The 13,645-nt window shown below is 67.0% G+C and carries 5 protein-coding genes; 2 read left to right on the top strand and 3 right to left on the bottom strand.

What is annotated here, in order from left to right:
- Positions 1–30: 30 nt before the first annotated feature.
- From HOP03_05135 to HOP03_05145, 3 genes are all read right to left on the bottom strand, one after another.
- Complete coding sequence (locus HOP03_05135; protein NOT87547.1) at positions 31–5,145, bottom strand: amino acid adenylation domain-containing protein; 5,115 nt, start codon at positions 5,143–5,145, stop codon at positions 31–33.
- Positions 5,146–5,410: 265 nt separating this feature from the next.
- Positions 5,411–10,441 (bottom strand): amino acid adenylation domain-containing protein, encoded by a 5,031-nt coding sequence (locus HOP03_05140; protein NOT87548.1) that lies wholly within the window; start codon positions 10,439–10,441, stop codon positions 5,411–5,413.
- Between the two features lie 505 nt (positions 10,442–10,946).
- Positions 10,947–11,804, bottom strand: a complete 858-nt coding sequence (locus tag HOP03_05145; GenBank protein ID NOT87549.1) for a hypothetical protein — start codon at positions 11,802–11,804, stop codon at positions 10,947–10,949.
- Between the two features lie 176 nt (positions 11,805–11,980).
- On the opposite strand from HOP03_05145, the gene HOP03_05150 reads away from it, so the two are divergent.
- Complete coding sequence (locus tag HOP03_05150) at positions 11,981–13,315, top strand: tryptophan--tRNA ligase (GenBank protein NOT87550.1); 1,335 nt, start codon at positions 11,981–11,983, stop codon at positions 13,313–13,315.
- A 10-nt stretch (positions 13,316–13,325) separates the two neighbouring features.
- Positions 13,326–13,640 carry a hypothetical protein gene (locus tag HOP03_05155; protein ID NOT87551.1) on the top strand — a complete coding sequence of 105 codons (315 nt, stop codon included), beginning with the start codon at positions 13,326–13,328 and terminating at the stop codon, positions 13,638–13,640.
- The last annotated feature ends 5 nt before the right edge of the window (positions 13,641–13,645 follow it).

Raw genomic sequence — 13,645 nt, forward strand, 5'->3', positions numbered from 1 at the left:
CGCCCGATTCCGGCGGTGCCTTCTGCAAGCTCAGGCCGGATCGACCACGTCCTCCTCGGCCCGCGAGAAAATCAACGCGAGCATCTGTTCGATGGTCGGGCCATCGAACAGATCGCGCAACGACAGGTCGACGCCCAAGGCATCCCGGGTCGCGGCCATCAGTCGCGTCGCCAGCAGCGAATGTCCGCCGAGCTCGAAGAAATTATCGCGTATTCCGATCCTCTCCACGCCAAGCAGCTCCGACCAGAGTTCCGAGAACGCCGCCTCGATCGGCGTGCGCGGGGCGACATACTCGCGCGCCACGAACGCGTCGTCGCGCGGCGCCGGCAGCGCCTTGCGGTCGATCTTGCCGTTCGGCGTCATCGGCCAGTCGTCCAGGCGCACGTACGCGGAGGGCAACATGTAGTCCGCGAGGTCGGCGGCGAGCGCGTCGCGCAGCGCCTCGACGGCGATCTCCTGCCGTGGATCGCGCGCCTGGAAATAAGCGACGAGCCGCTTCTGCCCCGGGATGCCTTGTCCGGGCATGGCCTGCCCGGGCATGTCCTCGCGTGCGACCACCACCGCTTCGCGCACGCCATCGCATGCGGCGAGCTTCGCTTCGATCTCGCCGAGTTCGATCCGGTAGCCGCGGATCTTCACCTGGAAATCGTTGCGGCCGAGATATTCCAGCGCGCCATCGACGCGTCGGCGCACGATGTCGCCGGTCCGGTACAGACGTTCTCCGGCGATGAACGGGTTGTCGACGAAACGGTCGGCCGTCAATTCCGGGCGATCGAGGTAACCATTCGCGAGGCCGGCGCCGCCGACGTGCAACTCGCCCGGAACACCCGATGGCACCGGACGACGATGCGCATCCAGAACATAGGTGCGGTGGTTGGGCAGTCCCCGGCCGATCGGGACGGTCGCGCCGGTATCCGCCTGAGGATCGCAGCGATGGACGGTGGACACCACCGAATCCTCGGTCGGGCCATAGGCGTTGAACAGCATGCGCCCGGGCGCCCATCGCCTCACCAATGCAGGCGGCATCGCCTCGCCGCCGGAAATCAGCACGCGCAGGCCGGGCAGCGTCGCCGACTCAGGCAGCGCCGACAACAGCACCGGCGGCAACAGCGCATGGGTGATGCCGGACGTCGAGACGAACGCTTCGAGCGCATCGCCGACCAGCACCATCCCCGGTGCCGGCATGTGCAGCGAAGCGCCGTGGGACAACGCCAGCAGCCATTCGAATACGGACGCATCGAAGCTGGAGGACGCGAACTGCAGCACGCGGTCCCCGGAGCCGATGTCGAAAAGCGCCGTCTGCGCCTGCAGCAGGTTGGCGGCGCCGCGATGCGGCACCAGCACGCCTTTCGGCTTGCCGGTCGAGCCCGAGGTGTAGATCACATACGCCGGATGCGTCGACGCCAGGCCGATCCCGCTCGCCTGGAGATCGTGCGCGGATTCTCCCGCCCATTGCGCCGCGTCCGCATCGATATCCAGCCTGGGCCGCGCCGCATCGCCGCGTGTCGCCAGCGCGCGCGCCAGCGCATCGCCACCGACGGCATCCACCAGCACGATGGCCGGATCGGCATCGTGCAGCATGTCGCCCAGGCGCTGATCGGGGTACGCGGGGTCCAGCGGCACGTACGCGCCGCCGGCCTTCAGCACCGCCAGCACCGAGACGATCCACGCGATCGAGCGTTGCATGCAGATGCCGACCAGCCGCCCGGGACCGATGCCGCGCGATCGCAGCGCATGCGCGAGCCGGTTGGCGCGGGCATTGAGATCGCCGTAATCGACAGCATCGCCGGCGCAGGTCGCGGCGAGCGCGCGCGGCGAGCGCGTGGCGTGCTGCTCGAACCATGCGTGCGCGGGTCGGTCCAGATCGTGGTCGACGGCGGTGAGATCGCCGTCGAGCGCCGCCGCGCGCTCCTCCTCCGACAGCGGATCGAACGCGCTCAAGCGCGCATCAGGTGCCGCGAGGCATTGTTCGAGCAGGCGCAGATACGTGTCGCGCAGGCGTTCGATGGTGTCGTCGCGATACAGGTCGAGCGCGTAGGACCACAGCATCGTGATTCCGTTCGGGTCCCTGCGGCCACGGGGAATCATCACCACGTCGAAATCGAATTTCGAGGTGCGGTTGCTGTAGACCTCGTGGATATCCAGTTCGAACTCGGGCCATGCCAGCTGCGGTCCGTTCGAGTTGTGCGAACTGAACGCCACCTGGAACAGCGGATTCCTGCCGGCATCGCGCTCCGGCTGCAATTCGCGCACCACCCACTCGAACGGCGCTTCCTGATGGTCGTAGGCTTCGGACAGATCCACCATGACCCGCGCCAGGAAGTCGCGCCAGGTCGGGTCGCCGGAAAGATCGCAGCGCACCGGCACCATGTTCACGAACATGCCGACCATGCTTTCGGTCTTGCGCGCGACGCGATTGGCCACCGCCGAACCGATCAGGAAGTCGTCGCTGCCGGCGTAACGCGAGAGCGTCATCTGGAACACCGACTGCATCACGGCGTAGAGCGTCGTCCCCTCGTGCTGACAGAACGCGCGCAGGCGATCCACGATCTGCGGCGACAGTTCGACCCTGAGTTGGCCGCCGCGATAGGTCGGCACTGCCGGGCGCGGATGATCGGCAGGCATCGGCAACTGCAACGCAGCCCCGGCCAGCTTGCGCTTCCAGTAGCGCGCCTGTCGCAGGAAGCGTTCGCTCGCGATCTCGCTGCGCTGCCACAGCGCGTACTCCCTGAACTGCGCGGCGGGCGCGGCGAGCGCGGGCTCTCCGCCGCGTTCGAACGCAGCGTAGATGGCCAGCAGTTCGCGCAGGATCAGGTTCATGCTCCAACCGTCGTGCACATAGTGCTGTTCGACCTGGATCAGCAGATGATCGTCCGGCGCCAGCCGGACCACCGAGAATCGGGCCAACGGCAGCGCGGACAGATCGAAGCGATGGTGCACGTGCGACTCTACGATCTCCGTCAGCCGCTGCTCATCGAGATCGCCATCCGCCTCGATGTACTCGAACATGCCGACCGCTTGCGGATGCACGCGCTGGTAGGGCTCGCCGCCGGGACCGGTGTGGAACGTGGTCCGCAGGATCTCATGGCGTTGCGCCAGCATGTCCAACGCCCGCCCGAAGGTTACGGGCACGAACCGCCCGCGGATGCGGATGACGTTCTGGGCGTTGTATGCGATCGAAGTGGACGACAGCTGCTCCAACAGCCACAGGCCGTATTGCTGGTACGACAGCGGCGCATGCTCGGGATACGCGTCATCGCGCGACCAGTCGTCGAACGATCCCCGCATCGCTTCGTCGTTCCCGGCATTGTCGCGCGCCGCATCGGACAACAGATCGATCGTCTCCGCCATCCCCGCCAGCGTCTGCGGCTTGAACAGCGCGTGGATCGGCGGCGCCGCGCCGAACCGCTGGCGGATGCGCGACGCGAGCTGGATGAGGCGCAGCGAGTCGCCGCCGAGCAGCAGGAACTGGTCTTCGCGGCCGATGCGTCGCCCCTCCAGCAATTCCGACCACATGTCGGCGAGCGCCTGCTCGGTGCCGGCGTGCGGCGGGATGTACGCCTGCGCCGGATACGCCTCCGGACCGGGCGGCGGCAGCGCTTCGCGATCGAGCTTGCCGTTGACCGTCTGCGGCCAGGCTTCGATCGCGACATAGGCCGCCGGCACCATGAAATCGGGCAGCAACCCGGCCAGCGCCGCGCGCAACGCCGCAGCGTCGGGCATCGCGTTTTCGGCACGATAGTAGGCAACAAGCTGCTTCTGGCCGTGCGCGTCCTCGCGCGCGAGCACGACCGCATCGCGTACGCCTTCGAGGCGTCCGAGCGTCGCTTCGATTTCGCCCAGCTCGATGCGGAAGCCGCGCACCTTGACCTGGAAATCGTTGCGCCCGAGATATTCGATGGTGCCGTCCGCCAGCCACCGTCCAAGATCGCCGGTCCGATAGAGTCGCTGCGACCGCGTGTCCGACGCCTCGAGGAAACGCTCGGCGGTCAGTTCAAGCCGCTCCAGATAACCGCGCGCCAGCCCCGCGCCGCCGATGTGGATTTCTCCGCAGTCGCCTGCGGGCAAGCGGCGGCCCTCGGTGTCGAGGATCTCGATGCCGACATCCGCAAGCGGCGCACCGATCCTGGGTGGATCGCCCGCGCCGTTGATCAGCATCGCGGTCGCATACACGGTCGCTTCGGTGGGGCCGTAGGCATTGAAGAAGCGCATGCCTGCGCAGGATTCCAGCGTGCGCCACATCGACGCCGGAATCGCTTCGCCGGCCACCACCACCGTCATCGACGACAGCGCCGGGCGCCGCAGCAGGCCCGCATCGATCATGCCCACCAATTGCGAAGGCGTGCAGTCGAACAGGTCGACGCGGTGGCGCTCCAGCAGATCGAGCAGCTCGCCCGGATCCTGCTTCGCCGATTGCGGAATCATCACGACGCAATCGCCGCCGAGCAGACGGCTCCAGCCCTGGACCGAGACATCGAACGACAGCGATGCGTTCATCGCCGCGCGCAAGGGCGCCGCGCCGTGCGGATGGAGTATCCGGTCGAGTCCGCGCCAGAGGTGGACGACCGCCGAATGTTCGACTTCGACGCCTTTCGGCTGCCCGGTGGAACCGGAGGTATAGATCACATACGCGCGACGACGGCCACTGTCGGCATCGTCGCCGGACTCGATGTTGCCGGACGGGAGTTCCGCCCACAGCGCCGAATCACCGGCGATATCGATCAGCAGCGGCGGATTGTCGACCCCCGCCAAAGCGCGCCGCAGGACGCGACCGCCGTGCGCATCGATCAGCACCGCGACGGGCATCGCATCGGACACCATGTAGCGAAGCCGTTCTTCGGGATACGCAGGGTCCATCGGCACGTACGCGCCGCCCGCCTTGAGCGACGCGAGCACCGCCTCGACCATGCCGGTGCCGCGTTCCATGCAGATGCCGACATTGCGTTCCGGCGCGACGCCGTGCGCCTGCAGATGGCGCGCCAGGCGATTGGCGGCGGCATTGCACTGGCGATAGCCGACGACATCGTCGTCGCTGGCGATCGCGCAGGCCTCTGGAGCGCGCGCCGCCTGCGCCTCGAAAAAACGGTGGATGAGCGCGACGTCGTTCGCGTCGCGGCCTTCAATGCGCTGTTGCATATTGTCCATGTTCGAACTCTTCATTCGCCAACGAGGCGTTTTTCTTCAGTGCCGATCTTCCACCATGACGCACGGCGCGGCATGCATCCTTCGGCGCGGATATCGACGAAAACAAGAACGCCACCCCGCATGGAAACGACGAAACCCGTCCGATGCGAGGCAGCGCGCGTTTTTTCCCGATTCGCGACCGACCGCACAGCCGTCCGAGTCTCGACTTCCGGGTTCACTTTTCCTGATGCAATGGAACTCTTCTCCCAAGATGCGCACCGGACGCTCAAGCGCTGTCCATCGCATCCTCTTCGACTTTCGCGTAGATCACTTCGAGCATCTTCTCGATCGTCGGTCCATCGAACAGTTCGCGCAGCGACAGGTCGACGCCGAACGTGTCGCGGGTCGCCGACACCAGCCGAAGCCCGAGAATCGAATAGCCGCCGAGTTCGAAGAAGTTGTCGCGCAAACCGATTTTTTCGACGCCGAGGAGTTCCGACCACAGCTGCGCGAGCGCGGTCTCGAGCGGCGTGCTCGGGGCGATGTACTCGCGCACGGCGTAGACATCGCCCTGCGGCGCCGGCAGCGCCCTGCGCTCGACCTTGCCGTTCGGCGTCGTGGGCCAGGCGTCCAGCGGGATATAGGCCGAAGGCAGCATGTAATCCGCCAGCACAGCCGACAGCGCGTTGCGCAATTTTTCGGGCGTGGGCGCCCGCTGCGGATCGAGCGGCCGGTAGTACGCGACCAGCTGTCGATGGCCGGGGGTGTCTTCGCGCGCGATCACGATCGCATCGCGCACCCCGTCGCAGGCCGCCATCGCCGCCTCGACTTCGCCCAGTTCGATCCGGTAACCGCGGATCTTCACCTGGAAATCGTTGCGCCCGAGATATTCGAGCGCGCCGTCGTGCCGACGACGGACGACATCGCCGGTACGATACATGCGCTCGCCAGCGACGAAAGGATTCTCGACGAAGCGTTCGGCGGTAAGCTCGGGGCGGTTGAGATATCCGTTCGCCACCCCGACACCGCCCACATGCAACTCGCCCGCCACGCCCTTCGGCACGGGACGACGGTGTCCATCGAGAATATAGACCCGATGGTTCGGCAGGCTGCGGCCGATCGGCACCGTCGCACCGTTGCCGTCATCGGCGTCGCAGCGATGCAGGGTGGATACCACCGAATCTTCGGTCGGCCCGTAGGCGTTGAACAATCTGCGGCCCGTCGCCCAGCGCTTGACCAGGGCCGGCGGCATCGCTTCGCCACCGGAGATCAACACGCGCATGCTGTTCAGCGTCGCCGTCTCCGGCAATGCCGACAAGACGACCGGCGGCAACAGCGAATGCGTGATTCCGGCCTCGGCGACGAAGCGCTCGAGCGCATCGCCGACCAGCACCACATCCGGCGGCGGCATGCGCAACGACGCGCCGTGACACAGGGCCATCAGCCACTCGAAGACACAGGCGTCGAAACTGAAGGACGCGAATTGCAGCACCCGGCTGTCGGGAGCGATATCGAACAGATCGGCCTGCGCCTGCAGCAGGTTGGCGGCGCCCCGATGGGGCACCAGCACGCCCTTGGGCTTGCCGGTGGAACCGGAGGTATAGATGACATAGGCCGGATCCGCAGAAGTCAGGCCGATGGCGGTCGGCGCGAGGTCGGCGGCGGACCGGTCGGCCCACTGCGCGGCGTCCGCGGGCACATCGACCAGGGTCGGCATGCCGTCCGCGCCGGTCATCGCGCGCCGCACCGCATCCCGGCCGGCAGCGTCGACCAGTACGATCGCCGGGAGCGCGTCCTCCAGCATGTCGCGGAGGCGTTCGCCGGGATACGCCGGATCGAGCGGAACATACGCGCCACCCGCCTTGATCACCGCGAGCACCGAGGTGATCCATGCGATCGAACGCTGCATGCAGATGCCGACCAGCGCACCCGGGCCGACACCGCGATCGCGCAAGGCATGCGCGGCACGGTTCGCGTTCGCGTTGAGATCGCCGTAATCGATCGCATCGTTTCCGCAGGTCGCCGCCAGCGCGCGCGGCGACAGCGCCGCATGCCGCTCGAACCATGCGTGGACCGGGCGATCCAGATCGTAATCGGCCGCCACGCAATCGCCGCCGGCGGCCGTCGCCTGTTCCTGTTCCGACAGCAGGCGCAGGGCGCCCAGCGGCGCATCGGGCGCGGAGAGGCACTGGTGCAGCAGCAGCAGAAAGGTGTCGCGCAGGCGTTCGACGGTCTCGCGCCGATACAGATCGAGCGCATACGTCCACAGCAACGTGAAGCTGTCGGCATGCGCGAAACCACGGGGGATCATCACCACGTCGAAATCGAATTTCGAGGTGCGATTGCTGTACGCCTCGAACAGGCTGAGCTCGAAACCCGGCCCGCACAGCGATGGCACGTCGGAGTTGTGCGCGCTGAACGCGACCTGGAACAGCGGATTGCGGCCGACCTCGCGCTCGGGCTGCAGCGCGCGCACCACGCGCTCGAACGGCACTTCCTCGTGCTCGTAGCCGTCGGACAGCGTGTCCATCGTCCGCATCAACAGCGTGCGGAAGCTCGGATCTCCCGACACGCACGAGCGCACCGGGATCGTATTCACGAACATGCCGAGCATGCCTTCGGATCTGTGCGCGCGACGATTGGCGACCGCGGAACCGACCAGGAAATCGTCGCTTCCGGTCCAGGTCTTCAATACGATCTGGAACACCGACTGCAGCGCGGCGTACAGCGTGACGCCTTCGGCCTCGCAGAACCGGCGCAAGCGCGAAGACAGTTCCGGCGATGCTTCGAAGCGCAGTTGTTCGCCGCGATACGTCGGCGATGCCGGGCGCGGATGATCCGTCTGCATCGGCAGGCTCAGCGGCGCGCCGGACAGCTGTCGCGTCCAGTAGTCGAGATGCGCGGCGAAGCGGCGTTCGGCATCGTCGCTGCGCTGCCAGCGGACATAATCGCGATATTGCGCCAGCACCGGCGGCAGCGCCGGCATCCTGTCTTCCGCAAAAGCGATGTAGGCCGCGAGCAGTTCGCGCAGGAACAGGTTCGCACTCCATCCGTCGTGCACGTAATGCTGTTCGACATGGATCAGCACCGATTCCCCTGCATTGCGTTCGAGCAGGGTCAGGTGCACCAGCGGCAGGCGCGTCAGGTCGAAACGGTGCGCGACATGCGCGTCGACGATGGCCGACAGCGCGGCATCGGTGGTATCCGGGGGCAACACTTCGTGCCGCAGGACGCCTTCGGCGCGCGGGTGCACCACCTGGTAGGGCTCGCCGTTGCCGTCGGCATGGAAACTGGTGCGGAAGATCTCGTGGCGTGCGATCACCGCATCGACCGCACGCTGCAGCAACGCGGGATCGAGCCGACCGCGCACGTGGATCGCGCTCTGCGCGTTGTAGGCGAGCGAAGTATGCGAGAGCTTTTCGAGCAGCCACAGACCGTGCTGCTGATGCGAGAGCGGGCAGCGTTCCGGCATCGCCTCCCGGGGGCGCCATGCGTCGAAGGACGCGCCCGCGGACTCGACCTCATCCCCATGCGCATCCGCTTCGGAAGCCGCGACCAGCGCGGCCATCTCACTCAGCATCGACGCGCGGAACAGCGCAGGCACCGCGACGCGGCATCCGAAGCGCTCGTGGATGCGCGACGCAAGCTGGATGGTCTTCAGCGAATCGCCGCCTAGCGCGAGAAACGCATCGTCGCGACCGATGCGTTCGATGCCCAGCAGTTCCGACCAGATCGCAGCCAACACGCGCTCGTTCTCGCCCTGCGGGGCAACGAATGCGCGCACTGCGAATGCTTCCGCATCGGGTGCCGGCAGCGCCCTGCGATCGAGCTTGCCATTGGGCGTGAGCGGCCATCCGGCCATCCGCACATAGGCGGCCGGCACCATGAACGCCGGCAGCGCGTCGGCGGCCGTCGCGCGCAGTACGTCGACCGCGCATGGCGCGGCGCTGTCGCGATCCCGGAAATAAGCGACCAGCTGTTTCTGGCCATGCGCGTCTTCGCGCGCGACCACGACCGCTTCGCCAATGCCATGGCACGCCGCCAACGCCGCCTCGATCTCGCCGAGCTCGATCCGATGGCCGCGGACCTTCACCTGGAAGTCGTTGCGGCCGAGATATTCCAATGTTCCGTCGGGACGTTCGCGGGCCAGATCGCCGGTGCGATACAGGCGGTCGCCAGCGACGAACGGGCTGTCGACGAAGCGTTCCGCCGTGAGTTCTGGACGATGCAGGTAACCGCGCGCCACGCCGATGCCGCCGATGTGTATCTCGCCGACCTCGCCCGCCGCCACGCAGCGTCCTCGTTCGCCCAGCAGATGGATGCGATGGCCGTCGATGGCGCGGCCGATGGGCACCGTGGCGCCTGCCGCCTGCGGATCGCAGGCATGGACGGTCGACCAGATGGTGGTTTCGGTCGGGCCATAGGCATTGAACATGCGCCTCCCGGCGCCCCAGCGTTTCACCTGCATCGGCGGCAGCGCTTCGCCCGCGCAGACCAGGACCTGGACCGGATCGAGCGCGTCCTCGCGCAAACCGGACAGCACGACCGGCGGCAGCGTGGCATGGGTGATGCCTTCGCGCGCGATCAGCATCGCCAGGGTCTCGCCGGCCAACACTTCGCCGGCGGCCCCCAGATGCAGGGAGGCGCCATGACTCAGCGCCATCGACCATTCGAAGACGCAGGCATCGAAACTGAAAGAAGCGAACTGCAGTACGCGGCTCTCGGGCGACACCGAGAACAGTTCGCCCTGGACGCGCTGCAGGTTCGGCAAACCCCGATGCGTCACCATCACGCCCTTGGGGCGGCCGGTCGAACCGGAGGTGTAGATCACATAGGCCAGGTGCTCGGCAGTCAGCCCGGTCGTTTCCGGCGTCGGCGCCTCTGCCGGCTGCTCCGCCCACGATGCGGCATCGGTTTCGCGATCGATCACCACCGGTGCGGTCTCTGTCGTCGCGAGCACGCTTTGCATCAGCGTCCGGCAGGCGTCGTCGGTGATCACGACCACGGGACGCGCGTCGGCCAGCATGTATGCCAATCGATCGGGAGGGTAGGCGGGATCCAGTGGCACGAACGCGCCGCCGGCCTTCAGTACGGCAAGGACCGACTCGATCAATGCGGGCGAACGCGCCATGCAGACCGCCACCGGAACATCGGGGCCGACGCCCAGTGCCCGCAAGTGACGGGCCAACCGGTTGGCGCCTGCATCCAACGCGCCATAGGTCACGCGCGCATCGCCGCACGCCACCGCCATGGCATCCGGGTTCCGGCGCGCATGCTGCTCGAAAGCCGAATGCGCATACTCTCGCGAAAGCTTCATCCTGACTCTCCGTGCTTCTCTCACCGCAGTCGCCAACCCTCCTGCGCGACAGTGTCCCACTGCCCGCCGCACACCACGATTGACAAGAGTCCGTCGCGGTCTGTGCGTGACGATCATCTCACAGTTCAGGACGCATCCCGCCCTCGCCGTCCGAGACGCGGGTCACCATATCGGCATGTATCGTGCAGAGGAGACGAAGCCGGACAAGCCGCCACCACCCCCCGCATCCCAGCGGTCCCCGGCATGCAGCCGGGAGCGCCGGGCCACGCCATCCGCGCTTTGATGGACACACCGTGATGAGCACGCAATCCACCATTCCGATCCGGGCGGATTCGATCCGGGCAGATCTTCTGCGGGGGGCGTCGGCATCATTTCGCGAAGCGCGATGCACCCGCTGCAGAATGCGCGTCGAGCGGCGGATCGGTGCATCGTGTATGCGCCATGGCTGCAAATGACGACGGGCCGGCAAAAGCCGGCCCGTCGCTTGGAACAGTGGAAGAAAGGATTACCAGTTGCCCGGAGGATCCGCGGCGAAACCGTTCGGGAACGCCTGCGGCTGGCCCCGACGGCGATCGTCGTAGCGGTAGGGCCGTGGCATCACGCCCATCGCGACGAGGTTGTCGATGTCGTCGTAGCGCATCTGCAGGACCTGGGCCGGGGTGCGCGAGGCGCGCACGAAATCGGTGCGACTGACCGGCGACCATTCGCGGGCGCCGTGGCCGGTGCCGATGCTCTGGCCGACACCATTGGCGGAATCCGAGGCGACGGATTCGGAGGCGCGGCGCGAGGCCGACGGCGCGCTCGCAGGCGCGGACTTGCTTTCGGCGCGGCCGGCCTGGTCGCGATATCGGTTGTCGCGGTCGTATTCGCGATCGTCGCGGCCGACCGGCGCGGGCTGGTAGTAGGGCTGCGGCTGCGCGCGTTCGCGGAACACCGCCACGCCGATCACGCCGACGTTGTCGGGCCGGCCGGTGCGCGCGGCGTAGCTGTCGGGCAGGTCGGTGAAATAGAACTGGGCGACGTCCTGCCAGGACTTGCGCCAGCCGGTGATCTCGGTGCTCTGCCACGGGCCCAGCACGTAGCCGGTCTGGCTGGCGGCGGCGGTCTGGCCGCTGACCGCATTCACGCCATCGACCGACAGCACCACGAGCACGCGCTCGCCGGTGGTGTTGGTCATGCGCACGCTGTAGCGGTGGCCGGGGACGCCGGGAACCCAGTCGCGGCCACGATGACGGTATTCGGGCAGCCATTCGCCGGTATCGCGGTCGACGATATCGACATCGACCAGCGGCTGCGCCGACAGCGAGCTGCAGGCGGTGGTGGCGATCAGGGCGGACAGCAGCAGGACGGTCGGGCGCAACATGACGGGGCTCCGTGAGTGATGGGTGTCCGAAGTGGACACTCACCATGAACGCCCCACGCCGCCGGATGGGGTTTGCGCCCGAACCGGCGATCCGGCCGCGGGGTCCGGTTGCGGGGCCCGGTTGCGCGATTCGGCGGCAGGTAAACTAACCGGCCTGCTCTTCCCCGCATGGCCCCATGACCGTCACCCGCGTTCTCACAGGCATCACCACCTCGGGCACGCCGCACCTGGGCAACTACGTCGGCGCGATCCGCCCGACCGTCGCCGCCAGCCGCATGCCCGGCACCCAGAATTTCTACTTCCTCGCCGACATGCACGCGCTGATCAAGGTACAGGACCCGGCGAAGGTGCAGCGCTCCACGCTGGATATCGCCGCGAGCTGGCTGGCCTGCGGGCTGGAGCCGGACAACGACCGCGTGTGGTTCTACCGCCAGAGCGAGATCATCGAAATTCCGGAGCTGACCTGGTTCCTGACCTGCGTCGCCGGCAAGGGCATCCTCAACCGCGCCCACGCCTACAAGGCCGCCGTCGACAAGAACCGCGCCGAGGGCGAGGACGACGATTTCGGCATCACCGCCGGCCTGTTCATGTATCCGGTGTTGATGGCCGCCGACATTCTGGTGTTCAACGCGCACAAGGTGCCGGTCGGTCGCGACCAGATCCAGCACATCGAGATGGCGCGCGATTTCGCGCAGCGCTTCAACCATCTCTACGGCGATCACCTGGTCTTGCCCGAAGCGGCGGTGGAGGAACACGTCGCCACCCTGCCCGGTCTCGACGGCCGCAAGATGTCGAAGAGCTACGACAACACCATCCCGCTGTTCTGTCCGCGCGAACAGCTGAAGAAGCTGATCTTCTCGATCGTCACCGACTCGCGCGCGCCGGGCGAGGCGAAGGATACCGAGGGCTCCGCGCTGTTCCAGCTTTATCAGGCCTTCGCCAGCGCAGAAGAAACTGCGGCGATGCGCGAGGCCTTCGCCGATGGCATCGGCTGGGGCGACGCCAAGCAGAGGCTGTTCGAGCGCATCGACAACGAACTGTCGCCGATGCGCGAACGCTACAACGCACTGATGGCGCAGCCTGAGAAGATCGAAACGATGCTGCGCGAAGGCGCTGCCGTGGCGCGCGAACGCCACGGCCTGCCGCTGATGCGGCGGTTGCGCGAGGCGGTGGGGTTTCGGGATTTGTCGAAGATGGCGACATCGACACGAAGCGAAAAGGAAAAAACCGTTGCGCTGCCCCAGCTCAAGCAATATCGGGAGAAAGACGGCAAGTTCTACTTCAAGCTTACTGCGGACTCCGGCGAGACGCTGTTGCAAAGTCTCGGTTTCGACAACCCGAAGGATGCTGGCGCGTGGGTGGCACGCTTCAAACGCGAAGGCGACATGGCGCTGGCCGACGCCGCCGCGCACGTCGAATCGCTGGATCCCGTGCCGAACGAGGTGATACGCGCCGCGCTCGACGCGCTGAAGCGCGCTGAGCAGGAACGAGAACAGGCGAAAGCCGGCTGAACCCGCATCGATGAACCCGCTGATCGAATACAACCTCGCACTGATCCTGTTCCTGCCGTGGTTCCTGATTCTCGGCGCGTTGTACTGGATCTACCCGCGACAGCCGCGACACGCCGCGCGCGTGCTCTTCGATATCGCCGCGCTGGCGCTGTCGGTCGCGGCGTTCGTGGCCAGCATCCACTGGTCGCACGACAACGCCAGCGGCGGTCACGGCAGGATCTGGCCGCAGGTGCTGGCGGCGGCGCTGGGCTATGGCGTGTGGTTGGCGGTGATGGCGCTGGCGTTCTTCGCGCGTCGCGGGTGGTTGCGCAGCGCTCGGCGCTGAGCGCT

Origin of the sequence: Lysobacter sp. (assembly GCA_013141175.1) — a bacterium.
Lineage (GTDB): Bacteria > Pseudomonadota > Gammaproteobacteria > Xanthomonadales > Xanthomonadaceae > Lysobacter_I.